The organism is Vibrio sp. 10N.261.52.A1, from assembly GCF_002876325.1.
GTDB lineage: Bacteria > Pseudomonadota > Gammaproteobacteria > Enterobacterales > Vibrionaceae > Vibrio > Vibrio chagasii.
This window is the reverse complement of record NZ_MCYD01000663.1, coordinates 1-17,565: the sequence shown is the minus strand read 5'-3', so window position 1 is coordinate 17,565 and position 17,565 is coordinate 1. Positions and strand designations below refer to the sequence as shown.

At 44.2% G+C, this 17,565-nt stretch carries 19 protein-coding genes; 13 read left to right on the top strand and 6 right to left on the bottom strand.

Annotated elements, in window-relative coordinates; genetic code table 11:
* Positions 1–106: 106 nt before the first annotated feature.
* From lpxL to coaBC, 3 genes are all read right to left on the bottom strand, one after another.
* On the bottom strand, positions 107–1,090 hold the full coding sequence (lpxL, locus tag BCT81_RS12620; protein WP_102424640.1) for an LpxL/LpxP family Kdo(2)-lipid IV(A) lauroyl/palmitoleoyl acyltransferase: 984 nt from the start codon (positions 1,088–1,090) through the stop codon (positions 107–109).
* A 17-nt stretch (positions 1,091–1,107) separates the two neighbouring features.
* Complete coding sequence (gene slmA, locus BCT81_RS12615; RefSeq protein WP_004741428.1) at positions 1,108–1,698, bottom strand: nucleoid occlusion factor SlmA; 591 nt, start codon at positions 1,696–1,698, stop codon at positions 1,108–1,110.
* 169 nt (positions 1,699–1,867) lie between these two features.
* Positions 1,868–3,115: a bifunctional phosphopantothenoylcysteine decarboxylase/phosphopantothenate--cysteine ligase CoaBC gene (gene coaBC, locus BCT81_RS12610; RefSeq protein WP_102424639.1), complete on the bottom strand. Its 1,248-nt coding sequence runs from the start codon at positions 3,113–3,115 to the stop codon at positions 1,868–1,870.
* A gap of 225 nt (positions 3,116–3,340) precedes the next feature.
* Between coaBC and radC the strand changes: the two genes are divergently transcribed.
* The 6 genes from radC (at position 3,341) to BCT81_RS12580 (ending at position 7,366) form a co-directional block, all read left to right on the top strand.
* Entirely contained in the window at positions 3,341–4,015 is a 675-nt protein-coding gene (gene radC / locus BCT81_RS12605; protein ID WP_102424638.1) for a DNA repair protein RadC, read from the top strand.
* Between the two features lie 291 nt (positions 4,016–4,306).
* The gene (gene rpmB, locus BCT81_RS12600; RefSeq protein ID WP_004728407.1) at positions 4,307–4,543 is read left to right on the top strand and encodes a 50S ribosomal protein L28; all 237 of its coding nucleotides are present in this window, start codon (positions 4,307–4,309) and stop codon (positions 4,541–4,543) included.
* Positions 4,544–4,556: 13 nt separating this feature from the next.
* A complete protein-coding gene (rpmG, locus tag BCT81_RS12595) occupies positions 4,557–4,724 on the top strand; it encodes a 50S ribosomal protein L33 (RefSeq protein WP_002535344.1) in 168 nt (55 codons plus the stop codon).
* Between the two features lie 202 nt (positions 4,725–4,926).
* On the top strand, positions 4,927–5,457 hold the full coding sequence (locus tag BCT81_RS12590; RefSeq protein ID WP_102424637.1) for a hypothetical protein: 531 nt from the start codon (positions 4,927–4,929) through the stop codon (positions 5,455–5,457).
* Positions 5,458–5,460: 3 nt separating this feature from the next.
* Positions 5,461–6,270, top strand: a complete 810-nt coding sequence (gene mutM, locus BCT81_RS12585; protein WP_061033133.1) for a bifunctional DNA-formamidopyrimidine glycosylase/DNA-(apurinic or apyrimidinic site) lyase — start codon at positions 5,461–5,463, stop codon at positions 6,268–6,270.
* Positions 6,271–6,361: 91 nt separating this feature from the next.
* The gene (locus tag BCT81_RS12580; RefSeq protein ID WP_102424636.1) at positions 6,362–7,366 is read left to right on the top strand and encodes an NAD-dependent epimerase; all 1,005 of its coding nucleotides are present in this window, start codon (positions 6,362–6,364) and stop codon (positions 7,364–7,366) included.
* 63 nt (positions 7,367–7,429) lie between these two features.
* On the opposite strand, the gene coaD is transcribed toward BCT81_RS12580, so the two are convergent.
* Together coaD and BCT81_RS12570 are read right to left on the bottom strand one after the other, a co-directional pair.
* Entirely contained in the window at positions 7,430–7,912 is a 483-nt protein-coding gene (gene coaD / locus BCT81_RS12575; protein ID WP_102424635.1) for a pantetheine-phosphate adenylyltransferase, read from the bottom strand.
* Position 7,913: 1 nt separating this feature from the next.
* On the bottom strand, positions 7,914–8,978 hold the full coding sequence (locus tag BCT81_RS12570; protein ID WP_102424634.1) for a glycosyltransferase family 9 protein: 1,065 nt from the start codon (positions 8,976–8,978) through the stop codon (positions 7,914–7,916).
* Between the two features lie 95 nt (positions 8,979–9,073).
* Between BCT81_RS12570 and BCT81_RS12565 the strand changes: the two genes are divergently transcribed.
* On the top strand, positions 9,074–9,787 hold the full coding sequence (locus BCT81_RS12565) for a 3-deoxy-D-manno-octulosonic acid kinase (protein ID WP_102424633.1): 714 nt from the start codon (positions 9,074–9,076) through the stop codon (positions 9,785–9,787).
* An 11-nt stretch (positions 9,788–9,798) separates the two neighbouring features.
* Here BCT81_RS12565 and waaA read toward each other — a convergent pair whose 3' ends face one another.
* A complete protein-coding gene (gene waaA, locus BCT81_RS12560) occupies positions 9,799–11,061 on the bottom strand; it encodes a lipid IV(A) 3-deoxy-D-manno-octulosonic acid transferase (RefSeq protein ID WP_102424632.1) in 1,263 nt (420 codons plus the stop codon).
* A 132-nt stretch (positions 11,062–11,193) separates the two neighbouring features.
* Here waaA and BCT81_RS12555 point away from each other — a divergent pair, with 132 nt between their 5' ends.
* The 6 genes from BCT81_RS12555 (at position 11,194) to BCT81_RS12530 (ending at position 17,550) form a co-directional block, all read left to right on the top strand.
* Entirely contained in the window at positions 11,194–12,225 is a 1,032-nt protein-coding gene (locus BCT81_RS12555; protein ID WP_102424641.1) for a UDP-N-acetylglucosamine 2-epimerase, read from the top strand.
* Positions 12,226–12,234: 9 nt separating this feature from the next.
* Positions 12,235–13,026 (top strand): glycosyltransferase family 2 protein, encoded by a 792-nt coding sequence (locus BCT81_RS12550; RefSeq protein WP_102424631.1) that lies wholly within the window; start codon positions 12,235–12,237, stop codon positions 13,024–13,026.
* A 10-nt stretch (positions 13,027–13,036) separates the two neighbouring features.
* Positions 13,037–14,116, top strand: a complete 1,080-nt coding sequence (locus BCT81_RS12545) for a glycosyltransferase family 4 protein (RefSeq protein ID WP_102424630.1) — start codon at positions 13,037–13,039, stop codon at positions 14,114–14,116.
* 81 nt (positions 14,117–14,197) lie between these two features.
* Positions 14,198–15,211 (top strand): UDP-N-acetylglucosamine 4,6-dehydratase (inverting), encoded by a 1,014-nt coding sequence (gene pseB / locus BCT81_RS12540; protein WP_102424629.1) that lies wholly within the window; start codon positions 14,198–14,200, stop codon positions 15,209–15,211.
* An 8-nt stretch (positions 15,212–15,219) separates the two neighbouring features.
* Positions 15,220–16,383, top strand: coding sequence for a UDP-4-amino-4,6-dideoxy-N-acetyl-beta-L-altrosamine transaminase (gene pseC, locus BCT81_RS12535; RefSeq protein ID WP_102424628.1), 1,164 nt, complete (start codon positions 15,220–15,222; stop codon positions 16,381–16,383).
* Between the two features lie 12 nt (positions 16,384–16,395).
* Complete coding sequence (locus tag BCT81_RS12530) at positions 16,396–17,550, top strand: N-acetyl sugar amidotransferase (protein WP_102424627.1); 1,155 nt, start codon at positions 16,396–16,398, stop codon at positions 17,548–17,550.
* The last annotated feature ends 15 nt before the right edge of the window (positions 17,551–17,565 follow it).

Here is a 17,565-nt window from a genome sequence, read left to right as displayed (position 1 = left end):
CAGTACGGCATCTAATACAATTTGTTATAGCTATAGAATGCAAAAGGGGCTGATGAATCATCAGCCCCTTTTCTTTTGGTTCAGAATAGTATTTATAGCGGCTACTCTACTTATAACGAATACCGCGTTCAGCTTCTGGGTCTTCCATGGTTTTGAAACGCTTGTGTAGCCACATCCACTGCTCTGGTGCGCGTAAAATAATCTTCTCAAGATAGCTATTCATGTAAGCGGCAGCCGCTTTCTCATCTTTTTGCGGGTAGTTATCTTCGATGGACTCATCGGCCATGATTTCATATTTGCCGTTGTCGTTTCTAAAACCAGAGCCTGGAACAATCGCGCAGCGGCTGGTGTAAGCCAGAATACTAGTACCAGTAGTCGTACACGCATCAGGCACGGCGAAGAACGGTACAAACACTGACTTATTACGGCCGTAATCATGATCTGGAAGGTAGAAAAGGATCTCACCCTGACGCAAGATTCGGATCATGCGCTTCACATCTTTACGGTGAATTAGGCGGTTGCCGTTTTGGGTACGACCACGGTATTGAATGAACTCATAAGCAGGGTTGTTGTGTGGGCGATACACGCCTAGGCCAGGAATACCGAGCACAGCCATTGCTCGTGCGGTGATCTCCAAGTTCAAGGCATGCACACAGCAGAGAAGAACACCTTTGCCATTGGCTTTGTGCGTACGCAGCATTTGGGTGTCTTTATCTACTAAAATTCGCTTAAAGCGCCACGTCGGCCAGAACCAAGTAATGCCGGTTTCGATCAGCGCCATACCCGTATTCTTAAAGTTCTCGCTCACCATAGCCGCAACTTCATCTGCTGGCTTATCTGGGAAGGCGAGTTCTAAATTGCGAGTGGCGACTGCGACGCGTTTTTTACCATAACGAGCGCCCAAAGTGCCCAATGAACGGCCTAACAGTAATAACAGGCGGTAAGGGAGAACGTTAACGATAAGCGCCAACAGCCCAAAGCCGAACCATACTCCCCAATATTTAGGGTGAAGCAGTGCCAGCGTAAAAGGCGGCTTAGTAATAACGTGTTGTGAAGTGCTGCTTGTCGGAGAAGTTTTCGTCATAACCATCACTTAAAGTTGGATTGCTACTTAATCTGAGCGCTGAGTAGCGCCCAATAAGCATCGAAGTTTTCTGTCGGTTGATATTTGAAGTCAGAACGTACAAAGCGATTCAGGCTGCCTTCAACTTGGCCGAGCAATTGTGCCGCTAAGATTTTCTCATCAACAGGGAATGATTTCCCTTCACGAAGCTTTCTTTCTCGCAGAATTTGACGAAGTTGAGTCTCAATGCGTTCGAACAGTTGATTGATGCGGTCACGTAGGCGCTCGTTTTCAAACATTAGAGCATGGCCAGATAAAATTCGAGTCAGGCCTGGGTTACGTTCTGAGAAAACTAAGATCAGTTGCAGTACTAGGCGTATGCGCTCTAGCGTGTCTTTCTCTTCATCCAGAATGCGGTTGATTCGAGACATCAAGGCTTCTTCAATAAACTCGATAAGGCCTTCAAACATGCGAGCTTTGCTAGGGAAGTGGCGGTAAAGTGCTGCTTCAGAAACGCCAACTTGCTTGGCTAATTTTACCGTCGTGATACGAGAAGCACCTTCGGTCGATTCCAACATTTGTGCGAGAGCTTGTAGGATTTCTTCACGACGGTTTGATTTTCGAGTACCAGCCATCTATTTACTTCCTTTCCTAAAGATGAGGATTGAGTGAAGAAGGATTATAAACACCATTCAATTCTGTTTCCTAGTTTTGTAAGCCCTAGGTCAACAGAATCGAGAGGTGTCAGCAGATTGTCAGCTCAAAATTGTCTATTTATCCGACAATATTGCTCTAATCAGTGGGTTAGTAATGCTTTTCTAGCAGTTGTTGGATCTGTTCAAGGATCTGGAATCCAAGCGCACCTTTGCTATCTAATGGCAGAGACTTATCGCCACCTTTCCAATAAAGATGTAATTCGTTACTACTACTATTGAAGCCTTGGCCTTCGACAGATACATCATTAGCGCAAATCATATCGAGGTTCTTTCGCTCTAGCTTACCGCGGGAATATTTCTCTACATCTTGCGTTTCAGCCGCAAACCCCACTGTAAATGGACGGCCTTCAGTCATTGCCGCGACAGAAGCGACGATATCTGGGTTTTTCACCATTTGAATCGTCATGTCATCTTTGCCATCTACTTTTTTAAGTTTCTGGTCTGCAATGGTCTCAGGGCGGTAATCAGCAACCGCGGCACAACTGATGAAAACATCGTGTTGAGCGGCGCGATCAGTAACGGCATCAAACATCTGTTGAGCACTATCGACATCGACGCGAGTCACTTTGTCTGGAGTAGCTAGCGACACAGGGCCGCTCACTAAAGTGACCGTTGCGCCTTGTTTAGCTGCGGCTTCAGCTAACGCGTAGCCCATTTTTCCTGAGCTGTGGTTTGTGATGTAACGTACAGGGTCAATGGCTTCACGAGTTGGCCCTGCAGTAATAAGTACAGAGCGGCCAGCAAGTGGTTTAGGTTGGAAGAAGTCTTCACAGCGGTGCACAAGCTGCATTGGCTCTAACATGCGGCCCATGCCTACATCACCACACGCTTGTTCGCCAGCCGCTGGCCCCCAAATCTCACAACCACGACGTTTTAGCGTCGCGATGTTCTCTTGAGTGGCAGGGTGGCTATACATTTGTTGGTTCATTGCCGGTGATACCGCAACTGGTGCATCGGTCGCTAAAACTAAAGTGGTCAGTAGGTCGTTGCCCATGCCTGCAGTCATACGTGCAATAAGATCGGCAGTCGCCGGTGCTAACAATACTAAGTCAGCCCATTTTGCGAGTTCGATGTGACCCATTGAAGCTTCAGCAGCAGGATCAAGCAAACTATCAGACACTGGCCTTCCCGAGACCGCTTGCATAGTCAGTGGAGTGATGAACTCCTTAGCTGCATTGGTCATGACGACCTGCACTTGTGCCCCACGTTCAACCAAGCGTCGAGTTAGCTCGGCACATTTGTAAGCAGCGATACCACCACTAATACCAAGAAGAATTTTTTTCCCTGCTAGGCCTGGTTGGTCAGCGTTACTCAGTGGATTAACCTGTGTTTGCATGATTCTGTTCCTTAATTTTTCTGCGACTTACGATATCAGAACAAAGGATGAGTGCCTAGAAGCAGAACTTGAACAGACTTGATGCTCATCAAATTGGCGTTATCAAACTTATCAATTACACGTTTTTGTTAGTGACTCGGCTGGCTTTATCTCTATTAAAGGAACTCTGGATACTAGCTAGTTACGCTGAGGGGTTATGTTCATAAGCAATGGATTTGCTCTTCTATGCCGATAAATAAAATGCCAGCTGAATCAATGCCAAGAGAGAAACTACTTACTCGAGGGCCTGATTCTTTGAGTGATGCAGAGCTGCTAGCCATCTTTCTCCGAACGGGCACGCAAGGAATGAACGTTCTAGAGCTGGCAGATAAGCTGCTCAAGGACTTTGGCTCACTTAGACACCTGTTTTCAGCAACACAAGCTGAGTTTTGTACTCATAAAGGGATGGGGCAAGCGAAGTATGTTCAATTGCAAGCCGTACTGGAAATGACGCAGCGTTACCTCGCGGAGACCTTATCTCGAGGCGATGCTCTGACCAGCCCGAGCCATACTAAGCTTTATCTGTCGAGTATGTTGCGCGACCGCCAGCGAGAAGCCTTCTATATATTGTTTCTTGATAATCAAAATAGGGTAATAAAGGATGAAGTGATGTTTGAGGGGACGATTGATGCTGCATCGGTTTACCCCAGAGAGGTCGTTAAACGGGCACTTCATCATAATGCTGCCGCCCTCATATTGGCACATAATCACCCTTCGGGTATCGCAGAGCCGAGCCAAGCTGACAGGCGAATAACTCGCCGATTGACCGATGCCTTGGCGCTGGTGGACATTCGAATTCTCGACCATTTTGTTGTCGGAGACGGTGAAGTTGTCTCTTTTGCTGAGCGCGGATGGATTTGAATCACATTTTAGGTTGTTAACTACGTTAAATCTGCTATCATTCCGCCCACATTTTTAGACCTAAAATCAGCTCTGATTACTCAAGCAAGCTGCGCTGCACAAAAAAAGATCACGAAATCCGCAAAAAGGATCTGTTCGGGTCTTGAGCAATGCGTGTCAAGTTAGTATAATGCGCGACCTTTGATAGCCTTGTATGGATTTTCCATAACGGTTTTTACCTTCTATTTTAATTGATAGAGAGGTTCGGCCACCAAGGTTGATATCGAGCTGAAACGATTGGAGAAGACATTCATGTCCCGAGTATGCCAAGTAACTGGTAAGCGTCCAGTAACGGGTAACAACCGTTCACACGCACGCAATGCTACTAAGCGCCGTTTTCTGCCGAACCTACAAACTCATCGTTTCTGGGTAGAGAGCGAAAAACGTTTTGTTAAACTACGTCTAACTGCTAAAGGCATGCGTATCATTGATAAGAAAGGCATCGATGCTGTTCTTGTTGATATTCGTGCACGTGGCGAAAACGTTTAAGAGGAATTAAGCAATGGCTAAAGGCATTCGTGAGAAAATTCGTCTAGTATCTTCTGCAGGTACTGGTCACTTCTACACAACTGATAAGAACAAGCGTAACATGCCAGGCAAATTTGAGATCAAAAAGTTTGATCCAGTAGTTCGCCAACACGTTATGTACAAAGAAGCGAAAATCAAGTAATTGATGCTTTTTTGGCTCTTCTTCAGTAGAAGAAAGAATTGAAAAACCCAGCTTAATCGCTGGGTTTTTTTATGCCTACAATTTGGTGGCCTCACGTATCTTTTAATCTTCACAAGGCTCTAACCAGTGCAAATAGCAACATAGAAAGTATCGCCACTTTCACGATATACTGAAGACTCAATAGGTTAGATGGCAGAATCAGATGAGATATCGTGGACGTAGGTGGAACAACATACTCATGTTAAGCGTGATCGCTTTTATTGGGGTACTCAACCTTCCTACTTTGATCAAAGCGTATCTTATCGAGCCAGAACCTGAGCAACAGGTTAGTAGTCCTTACCCCTACCTGTTAAATCCTGGAGCCGAGCTTCAGGCGTTGCACTTCGCTAAGTGGTCATTGGTACTCGAAGATGGTCAGTGGAGCTATCAATTGAAAGGCTCCGCCCCAGCTCAAAGCATTAGCGCTAAAGAACGTGCTCAGCGTTGGCAGCAACTTGTTGGCACCAAGGTTGACTCGCAAACCTATACTGACCTTGCCTCTCAGCTCAGCACTCCGCATACCATAGAAGTGTGGTATCAAGACCAAGAAGAGCCGCAACGCATTACTTATTATCAGCTGCCTGAATTTTGGTTGTTAAAAAACTGGAATGATCAGTGGTTAGCGGTGTCTATTGAAGAGAGCTACCTGTTTCCAAGCCTTAGCCAAGACAATCCCTCAACATCGGACGATTAGATTATGCCTGAGTTACCCGAAGTCGAAGTAAGCCGCATGGGGATCTCGCCTCATTTAGTCGGCGAGACCATTAAGACACTGACCTTTCGTACGCCAAAGCTGCGTTGGGATATCCCACAAGAGCTTAAAAAGCTAGAAGGGCAGGTGATTCGTGCGATCTCGCGTCGTGCTAAGTACCTGTTAATAGAAACTGATACAGGTACTGCAATTGTTCATCTTGGAATGTCTGGATCACTGCGAGTATTAGATGCTGATTTCCCTGCAGCAAAGCACGATCATGTGGATCTAAAGCTGACTAACGGCAAGGTACTGCGCTATAACGATCCGCGTCGTTTTGGTGCTTGGTTGTGGTCAGCGCCTGATGAAGTCCACTCTGTGTTGCTTGGCTCTGGTCCTGAGCCGTTAACCGACGACTTTAATGCTGTCTACATCGCTGAGAAGGCAGAAAAGCGCAAAGTTGCGGTCAAGCAGTTCATCATGGACAACAAAGTGGTGGTTGGTGTCGGGAATATCTACGCTAATGAAGCTTTGTTCTCTGCAAAAATCCACCCGTTACGATCAGCAAACAAAGTGACCAAAGCCGAATGGATCTTATTAACCGATGAGATCAAGCAAGTACTCGCGACGGCTATCAAGCAAGGTGGTACTACGTTGAAAGATTTTTCTCAGGCTGACGGTAAACCAGGCTACTTCGCACAAGAGCTGCAAGTGTATGGTAAAGCAGGTGAAAAATGCCCAAGCTGCGAAGCGCTGATTCAAGAGCTAAAAATCGGACAACGTAATACGTTTTATTGCGAAGAGTGCCAAGTCTAGAAAATCTGAACTCGTGTTCACTTTTTATTGCTAGTCGATAGGCTAGCGAGTAGCTACAATTGTACTAATTATATGAATTGAGAATAGTAGAATGAAATATTTAGTAACTGGCGTTGCTGGTTTTATTGGCTCTGCAGTGTCAGAGCGACTATGTGCGGCAGGGCATGAGGTTATTGGTATCGATAACCTAAATGACTACTACGAAGTCTCTCTGAAACACGACCGCCTTAAGCGAATCGAACATGAAAACCTTACCTTTATCGAGCTTGATCTCGCTGAGAGAGAGGGTATCGCTGAGCTTTTCGCACAGCAAAAATTCGACCGCGTTATTCACTTAGCGGCACAAGCTGGCGTTCGTTACTCAATCGATAACCCAATGGCTTATGCTGACAGCAACCTTGTTGGCCACTTAGCTATTTTGGAAGGCTGCCGTCATAATAAGGTCGAGCATTTAGTTTATGCTTCATCAAGCTCGGTATATGGCTTGAACCAGAAAATGCCATTCCACACGGCAGACAGCGTTGACCACCCGATTTCATTGTACGCAGCGACTAAGAAATCGAATGAGCTAATGGCGCATACTTATTCCCATCTATACGATGTGCCGACAACAGGTCTACGTTTCTTTACGGTTTATGGCCCTTGGAGCCGCCCTGATATGGCGATGTTCAAGTTTGCGAATTTAATCGTAGCGGGCAAAGAGATCGATATTTATAACAACGGCGACATGATGCGTGACTTCACTTATATCGATGATATCGTTGAAGGTATTATTCGTGTGCAAGATCGCATTCCAGCAAAACAATCAGATTGGACGGTAGAACAAGGTTCACCAGCAACCAGCTCAGCACCATACCGAGTGTTCAACATTGGTCATGGTAGCCCAGTTAAATTGATGGATTACGTTGAAGCATTAGAAACGGCTTTAGGTATCGAAGCGAAGAAGAACTTCATGCCAATACAACCTGGTGACGTATACGCAACTTACGCAGATACTGAAGATCTATTTGAAGCAGTAGGTTATAAGCCTCAAGTTAAAATCCAAGAAGGCGCCAAAGCATTCGCGGATTGGTATAAAGCTTACTACTCACTGTAAACTCTAATCGCAGTCATAAAAAATAGCGCCCAATGAGCGCTATTTTTGTTTTTGGATACAGGATTATTTCACTGTTTTCAGTTTGATTTCATCTGCAACTTTCTGTGGCACAAACTGACTTATGTCCCCGCCGTGTATCGCGACTTCACGAACAATAGTTGAAGATAGGAAGGCGTACTCTTCTGAAGGGGTTAGAAACACGCTTTCAAGACCGGGTAGGAGCTTGCGGTACATACTAGTGAGACCGAACTCGTACTCAAAGTCCATGGTTGTTCTTAAGCCACGTACCAATACGTTGGCTTTCTGTTCTTTGGCAAAATCGACAAGCAAACCAGAAAAGCCTTCAACAGATACATTAGGTAAGTGAGACACAGCATCACGCAACAGCTCTACTCGTTCATCTAGCTTAAACATGGTCTTTTTGCTTGGGCTCGCGGCTACTCCCACCGTGATATGATCAAACATGCTAGCAGCACGGATGATAATATCGAGGTGACCATTGGTTACCGGATCGAAAGTACCTGGGTAGATAACGTGTGTGGTCATATTAGCTGTCCTTGCTTGGTGTTTTAATAGAGTTTAAGGCTTTGTCGAGAGTCTGCTTTACGATGTCGAGCGTGATGTCTTTCATTAAATCATCGCCTTTTGCTCGAGTTCCCCATGGAAGATCTTTAACCGGTTTCCCTTGTTGCGCCTCTACGTGCTGTTGATAAACACTGACCACAATATCAAGGTCATTGTAGGGCCCTGTTCTTCGTGGATCACTGTGTGCGTATAACCCGATGACAGGTGTAGACTGTGTCGTCGCTAGATGTGCTGGGCCGGTATCTGGTGCGATTACCACGGTCGCATGCTTGAGTACTGCGGTGAGCTGTTTTAGGTTAGTTTTACCAATTAAGTTGATAACTGGAGATTGGCATAGCGCCTCGATGTCTTTACCAAGGTTTACTTCTCGTGGAGCAGGAGAGCCACACAGTACCACTTGCATCCCTTTTTCTACTGCATAATCGGCAATAGCGGCATATCGTTCAGTTAACCAGTTACGTGAATCTTTGCTTGCAGCAGGAGAGATAACTAAGGTTTGTTTCCCAGCCATGGTGTCGATGGCTAGTTGTTCGTCTTCCGGCGTTAAAGGAATATCCCACAGGGGTTTATCGAAGGGTACACCAATGTAGCGAGCAAATTCGGCAAAGTTATCTAACACATGAAACTTATCTGAAATAGGCAGGTGGCGGTTAGTAAAGAGTGATTGCATTTCACGAGTACGGTTTTTGCCAAATCCTACCTTATACTTCGCCTTTATTCCCCAGGAAAGTACGCTGGCTCTGAGTGCGGCTTGCATGTGTAGCAGTGCATCAAATTTTCTATCTGACAATTGGCGCCAGAGTTCACGCATTCCTTTGAAGCCTTGTTTCTTATCGAAAACAACGACTTCAATACCTGGCAGGTCGCCGATCAGCATGGCTTCTATTTTTCCGGTTATCCAGGTAATTTTCGTTTCAGGCCACTGCTTCTGGATGGCTTGAACCACAGAAATAGCATGACAAACATCGCCAATCGCAGAGAGGCGAAGTATGCAAAGAGATTGAGGTGCAGTTGAGAACAGTGACATAAAGAGTCCGAAAAAGTGAATAACATCAGAATTATGCAGATACTCGCATTAGTTGTAAAATAGCAATGACGAAAAGCGACCCAAAGGCCTCATAGATGGAAACAATTAACACTAAGAACCAAACAATTTGGTATGACTCTGCACTTTTGGCTCAAGTGCCGGTGAGTGAGATGGTTCAGATCTTTGAGGCAGAATACTGGCAGCAACGTGAGGCTATTTCAGGGAGTGCACAGGGTCGTGGCACCACCTGGTTTATTCAACTTGATGGAATGCAAGCTGCGTTGCGTCACTATCGCCGTGGTGGGCTATTTGGCAAACTTGTTGAAGACCAATATCGATTTTCTGATTGGGAAAGCACGCGCTGCGCGATGGAGCTTAATGTTCTTAATGTATTAGCTACTGCAGGTGTGAATGTACCCAAGCCGATTGCCGCTCGGGCGACCAAAAGCGGACTATTTTATCGTGCAGATCTGATGTCGGAACGAATCCCCAATGCGAAAGATCTGGTTGATGTCTTGGTAGCTAATCCGATAGGTGCGGACATTTATCAAAAAATTGGTCAAGAGATACGTAAAATGCATGATGCTGGCGTTAATCACACTGATCTTAACATTCACAATATCCTGCTTGATGATTCACAAAAGGTGTGGATTATTGACTTTGACAAGTGTGGCCAGCAAGCGGGTGATGACTGGAAAGAAGGTAACTTGAATCGCTTAAAGCGCTCATTCCTAAAAGAAGTAAACAAGCGCCAGATTCAATGGCAAGAATCTGATTGGGAGCCGTTGTTAAAAGGCTACCAAAGCTAACTAAATGATTGCTAGTCAAGAACGTGCTGTAAGGTATTATCCAACGCCCCTCGATTCTGCTCAACCACTTGATAAGCGGCTAAGCCTTTATCTTTACGTAACTTAGGTTGTGTGAACAGCTCTGTTAGCTGGCCTACAATTTCATTGCTGTTTTGGCAAATAGTGACAGCTTGAGCTTCAAGCAGTTTGTCGGTGATCTCGCTAAAATTAAAGTAGCTAGGGCCATTTAGCAGAGGCAACTTTAGGGCTGCTGGCTCTAGCAAGTTATGCCCTCCAACTTTATCTCCAACAAGACTTCCGCCCATAAAACATACATCAGCGCCACCGAGCAGTACCAACATTTCTCCCATCGTATCAGCTATATAGACTTCAACATCAGATGTTAATGGTTGCTGACTCGTTCGAGTGACGGTGTTGAAGTTGTGCTGCTTAGCGAGCTCTGCCACTTGGTTAAATCGCTCTGGGTGGCGAGGCACGATGATGAGTAGCGCATTCGGATTGTTTTTTATAAGTTGCTTATGAGCATCTAAAACAACATCGTCTTCACCTTGGTGAGTGCTAGCTGCAATCCAGACATCGCGATCAAAGCCAAATTGCTCCCTTAATGCTTTGCCATTTTCAACTTGTTCAGCAGAGACTTCAATATCAAACTTGATAGAGCCCGTCACATGCACAGATGCTTTATCTAGGCCTAGCCTAACAAAACGCTCCGCATCACTAGGGTATTGGCAGAGTACCTGAGAAAGGTTATTAGCTAGAAGGTTAAACACGGGTTGGAATTTGGCGTAGCGTTGGCACGAACGTTCAGAAAGGCGAGCGTTGAGTACTGAAATAGGAATTCCAGCTTTCGCGACGCAATGCAACGTGTTTGGCCAAAGCTCTGTTTCCATAATCAACATCTGCTTTGGTTGTACTGATTTAAGGAAGCCTCGTACACACCAAGAAAAATCAATCGGCATGTAGCGATGTTCGACCAAATCACCCAGCTTGTTTATTTGCTCAGCACCTGTGCTGGTTGTCGTGGTAACGATGATGGCTTGATTTGGGGCTCGCTGCTTCAATTGCTTGATAATAGGTATCGCAGCAATAGATTCACCCACCGACACCGCATGAATCCAGATAGGGCTTTTACCTTGAACTTGTGGCGTGATACCGAAATGTTCTTTCCAGCGCTTGCCGAAACTTGGCTTTCCGGGTTTGCTCTTGTAAAGCCCATAGAGGAGCAGTGGAGAGGCCAATGACAATATAAGAGTGTATATAAGTCGTATAAGCATAAGAACAGTGACACCAGAGGGTAAAATCAGTAATCAGAAGAGTATTTTCTTCAATCTCGAAAGTAAAGAGCGTTATAATTAAATGCTTAGTGACACTCTCAAACGGAAATGGTGAACTCTATCTCATCGCTTATTCAAACCGATCAATCCTATCGTTTTTTGCTCTATGTCGAGCAAAACTACTCATTTGCTATCCTTCGTCCATTCTATAACTACGCGAAGCAACTTGGCCATGACGTAAAATGGTTGCTCGTTGGTGAGGATGCTTCTGAACATCTTTTATTAGAGCAAGAGCAGCGTGTGTCTTTGGCAGAAGCTGTCGCCTATAACCCTTCTGCTGTTTTAGTTCCCGGGGATCGCGTTCCTGCTTTCATTCCAGGGTTAAAGGTGCAAGTGTTTCACGGTTTGAATGAGAGTAAACGAGGGAACTTATATCCTGAGCGTGGTCTATTTGATTTGTATTGCACAGAAGGTCATGAAAGAAGCAACTCTTTGGAGCCACTCGCTAAGCAGCGTGGCTATTTTCAAGTCAAAGAGACCGGATGGTTGAAGCTAGATAGCTTGTTTAATTACCAGGCCAGTGACAAACATTTTGAAAGACCTCAAATTCTATTCGCTTCCACTTTTTCGCCAAGTTTATCCTGTGCTGAATTGGTTTATGAAGAGCTTAAGCGCCTAAGCAAACTGAGCCAGTGGCAATGGTTAGTCACATTGCATCCTAAAATGAAGCAAGAGACACGAGAAAAATACCAGGCGTTGGAAGGGGACAACCTTCTGTTCTTCGACAATGATCGAGTGATTGAAATGCAGCATCGTGCCGATGTGATGGTATGTGACAACTCATCGATCTTTCAGGAGTTTTTGTTGCTCAATAAGCCGGTTGTTACGGTAAATAACCGAGACCCTCAAGCGAGTTTCATCAATATTACCCAAGCAGAGCAGTTAGAATCCGCAATTCAACAAGCGATGCTACCGGATGAAGCAAGAGACAAAGCCATCGCTAATTATGGTCCGTCAATAACGCCATATTTGGACGGTCAATCCTCAGCGAGAGTTCTGAGTGCTATTACGGGTGTGCTAGAAAGCGGTTGGCAGGATAAAAAGCCAAAAAATTGGATTCGTAACTTTAAAATCCGTAAATCATTAAACTATTGGAAATTCTAGGGCTGAATAATGAGAAAACATACCCTGTCTGTCATTGTTATTACCAAGAATGAAGAAGACCGAATTGAAACTTGCCTAAAATCTGTGGTTGATATTGCCGATGAGCTAATTGTGTTAGACAGCGGATCAACGGACGCAACCGTTGAGATATGCCAAAAATACACAGACAACGTGACCATCACCGATTGGCCGGGCTTTGGTAAGCAAAAGCAAAGAGCACTAGATAAAGCGACATGTGATTGGGTGTTATCAATCGATGCGGATGAAGCTTTAGACCCTGAAATGAGCAATGCTCTTGTTGAGTTATTAAAACAAGATCAAATCAAACATACCGCTTATAAACTTCCTTGGGGAGTGACGCTCTATGGCACAACACTTAAGCATGGCCGTAGTGCTCGTGCTGTGTTGAGACTCTTCAAAAGAGAGGGCTCTCGATATACCTTGGATGAAGTGCACGAAACCGTTGTGCCGGAACAAGGAACGACGGGTACCCTGAAAGGATACTTACTCCACTACACCCATCGAGATTATGGGCACGGCTTAGATAAAGCAGCGCAATATGCTTGGCTTGGTTCTCAAAAATATCACCGTAAAGGTAAGAAATCACACGGCTTATTCCTTGCTCTACTACGAGCGATGTGGACGTTTTTCCTTGTGTACATTATCCGTCGTGGCTTTATGGATGGCAGTGTCGGTTTCATTATGGCTATGACTTACGCTCAGGTGAATTTCAATAAATATGTCGGTTTGTGGATTCTTGAAAATCGCTCAGAAGACAGTTCAACAGACCAAGCTAAATAGGGACCGAGAGATGAAGATTTTAGTTTGTGCATCTTACTTACATGCATGGAACAGTTTGCGTCCAGAAGCTGCGATTTTTATCGAGCTAGCTCGTCAAGGGCATCAAGTGACGATCATGACTCAGGGAGAATCTGAGCACGTATCGAAGCTAGAAGAGCACGGCATCCGAGTTGTTGATGGCTATCCTAAACGTAAAATTTGTTTTGATACCATTAAAAAGATCCGTCATGAGTTAAAAACGCACAATTACGACATCTGCTATGCTTTTAACTCTAAGACAATACCCAATGCAGCTTTTGCGTGTATTGGCTTTGACGTTAAGTTGGTTGTTTATCGAGGTACTACTGGCGGGCTATATCGACATGACCCAAGTGCTTACCTAACTCAGCTCCATCCTCGTGTAGATGGCATTGTATGTGTGTCTGAAGCAGTGCGACAGGATGTAGTGAAGCGCGTTTGGAAGAACAAAGATAACGTTGTTACCATATACAAAGGGCATGAATTGGATTGGTACAAGGTACCACCAACTGAGCGCTCTGAATTTGGTTTGAGTGAAGAGGATGTTGTTGCGATTACTGCAGCGCACGTCAGGCCAAGCAAAGGTATTTCCGTTTTGCTTGAAGCGACCAAATACATTTCGGCACCCAACTTCCATCTGATCTTAGCGGGTAGTGGTTATGAGCCTCACTTTGATGGGATAAAAGCGAGCCCTATGAGTGAACGAATTCATTACATTGGTCATCGAACTGACATTCCTTCGATCATGTGTATGGCAGACTTTCAAGTTCAACCATCGATCAGCGGAGAGGGGCTACCACGCACTATTGTGGAAGCAATGGCAAACGGCACAACCTCAGTCGTTACGACCACCGGCGGTGCCCCAGAACTCGTTGTGGATGGTGAAACGGGTTATATTGTCCCAACTGGTGACGCTAAAGCGTTGGGCGAGGCTATGGACAAGCTCGCACAAGACAAGGCCAAGTGCACAGCCATGAGTGAAGCGGCTAAGAAGCGCCTAGATGAAAGCTTTAGTTCACGAGTAACAGTGAAGAAACACCTGGAATTTTTTGAGAAGTTACTAGTCAGATAAAGTAGCTAGATATTAATTTTGAATTTAAGATTCTAAGTCACAAGACATAGAATAAGAAGAAATACATTAGAGTAGTTGAGTATGCTAAACAATAAAACAGTATTAATTACAGGTGGCACTGGCTCATTTGGTAAACAGTTTATTAAAACGATTTTAGACCGTTACCAGGACGTAAAGAAAATCATAATTTTCTCTCGTGATGAGCTAAAACAGTTTGAAATAAAACAACAATATCCGCTGAAAGATTTTCCTCAATTACGATTTTTTATCGGTGATGTACGTGATCGAAACCGTATGATCCAAGCATGTGAAGGTGTGGATGTCATAATTCACGCCGCTGCAATCAAACAAGTAGATACTGCGGAATATAATCCTACAGAATGTATCAGGACGAATGTAGACGGTGCTGAAAATGTGATAAATGCAGCCCTTCAATGTGGAGTCAAAGACGTTGTAGCACTTTCAACTGATAAAGCTTGTGCACCAATCAACTTGTACGGGGCAACAAAACTGGCTTCAGATAAGCTGTTTGCTGCTGCGAACAATATTAAAGGTTCAAAAGATATTCGTTTTAGTGTGGTTCGTTACGGCAATGTGATGGGCTCTCGTGGATCTGTTATTCCATTCTTCATGCAAAAGAAAGAAGAAGGTGTTTTACCGATTACCCATGAAGAGATGACTCGCTTTAATATCTCTCTTCAAGATGGTGTAAATATGGTGATGTACGCTCTTGAAAACCACTTAGGAGGGGAGATTTTTATCCCTAAAATTCCATCTTATAAGATTCTTGATATTGCCGAAGCTGTTGCACCCGGTGTACCAACAAAAGTGGTTGGTATCCGTCCTGGTGAGAAGTTGCATGAAGAGATGATTACCGACACAGACTCTCTCAATACAATTGATTTAGGTCGTTATTATGCGATTCTGCCTTCAGTTTCTTTTACTTATACAGAAACTGAATATATGGAACACCACAAAGCTGAGAAGGTGCCTTTTGGGTTTAAATACAACTCTGGGACCAATACTGAGTGGGAAACGATTGAAGGTTTACGTGAACTCATTAAAGAGCACGTTGATCCAAATTTTACAGTGTGAGATGAAAAGTGATTCCTTACGGTAAACAAGATATCAATCAGCAAGATATTGACAGTGTGTTAGACGTTTTAAAATCGGATTTTCTGACGCAGGGGCCTCAGGTTCCTGCGTTCGAGAGTGCGCTGATTGAACATACTGGCGCGAGCTATGCATTGGCAGTGAACAGTGCCACTTCGGCATTGCACATTGCCTGTCTCGCTTTAGGTTTAGGGCAAGGTGACTGGTTGTGGACATCTCCGGTGACTTTTGTGGCATCAGCAAACTGTGGTTTGTACTGTGGTGCAAAAGTCGACTTTGTCGACATTGACCCAGACACGTACAACATGTGTCCTAAACGTCTTGAAGAGAAGCTTATTAAAGCAAAAGTTGAAGGTAAGCTTCCAAAAGTTGTTGTGCCAGTGCATTTATGTGGACAGCCGTGTGATATGGCTTCCATAGGTAAGTTAGCCAAAGAGTATGGTTTCAGAGTCATTGAAGATGCATCACATGCGATTGGTGGCCGATATCAAGATCAGCCGATAGGAAATTGCGAATATTCAGACATTACGGTGTTTAGCTTTCACCCAGTAAAAATTGTCACAACTGCTGAAGGTGGTGCTGCGCTTACAAACAGTAAAGAGCTGGCTGACAAGATGGCACTATTGCGTAGTCACGGTATTACGCGAGATCTGGAGTTGATGCGAGGCGAGTCTCATGGTGGTTGGTATTACCAACAAGTAGACTTAGGCTTTAATTATCGAATGACAGAATTACAAGCTGCATTAGGTGTAAGTCAGATGCAGCGTCTCGATGATTTTGTCGTTGCACGCCATGTGTTGTCTGAGCGATACAACCAACTGTTGTCAAATCTACCGCTGGTACTACCTTATCAGTTAGAGAATACGTATTCGGGCTTGCACCTTTTTGTTATTCGATTGAAATTGAATGAAATATCGTTGACTCATAAACAAGTGTTTGATGCGTTAAGAGAAAACGGTATTGGTGTAAATTTACACTACATACCTGTTCATACCCAGCCATATTATCAGGCAATGGGCTATTCTGAAGGCGATTTCCCAGAATCTGAGAGTTATTATCAGGAAGCTATTTCCCTCCCTATGTTCCACGGTATGACTGAAGAGCAACAAGATACAGTGGTTCGTGTTATTACCGATGTTTTGAATAAAGAGTAAACAGGTTAAAAAATGAAAAAAATCAAATATTGTACTAGCTGTATGTATCCAGAGACGAAGCCTGATTTATGGTTTAATGAGGAAGGCAAGTGCAGTGCTTGCATTAACTTTGAAGAACGTAAAGAAATTGATTGGGAAGAGCGTAAAAACGAGTTTGAAGCTATTACGAACAAGTACAAATCTATTGATGGTTCAAACTATGATTGTATTATTCCGGTCAGTGGCGGTAAAGACAGTACTTATCAAGTAATTCGCGTATTACAAGCTGGTTTGAATCCATTATGTGTAACTGCGGAAACTGATTCTTTATCGGACATTGGTCGTCGCAACCTTGAAAACCTAAAGCGATTGGGAGTAGATCATGTCAACGTGACAACAAACCCTAAAATTCGTCGTAAGCTTTCTCGTTTAGCTTTGCGCGAGGTGGGAGATATTCAATGGGCAGAACACGTTACGATCTTTACTATTCCTATTCAGGTGGCTGTAGAGAAAAATATCCCTTTAATTATTTGGGGTGAGAACTCACAGCACGAATATGGTGGTCCAGCGGCTGCAGCTGAGAACAACGTCTTAGATCGTCGTTGGCTTGAAGAGTTTGGTGGCATGCTTGGTATGCGCATTACAGATTTAATTGGTCAGGATGGCATCACTCGACGCGATCTTATTCCTTACTTCTATCCTTCTGATGAAGACCTAAAGCGAGTGGGTGTGACGGGTATTTTCTTAGGCTATTATTTCCCTTGGGATGGTTACAATAATACCTTGGTGGCTCAAGCGCACGGTTTTGAAAGTTACCCAACACCAACAGAAGGTAGCTTTGTAAACTACGAGAATTTAGATAACTACTATCACCGAGTACACGATTATTTCAAGTATATTAAGTATGGCTTTGGTCGTGCAACTGACCAAGCGAATAACCATATTCGACGAGGTCGACTTGACCGTAGAGACATAGTTGAGTTTCTAAAAGAAAATGATGGTAACTATCCTAATGTTTACTTAGGTCGCTCTCTTGAAAGTGTTTTGGATGAAATCGATATGTCGAAAGAAGAATTCGATGAAATTTGTGATCGATTTACGAACAAAAAACTATTTAAAACAGATCGTAAAGGTAACTTAGTGAGAGATGCTAAAGGTAACCTTATTAAATTGAACTACGATAATTAATTTACGGTTCTAACT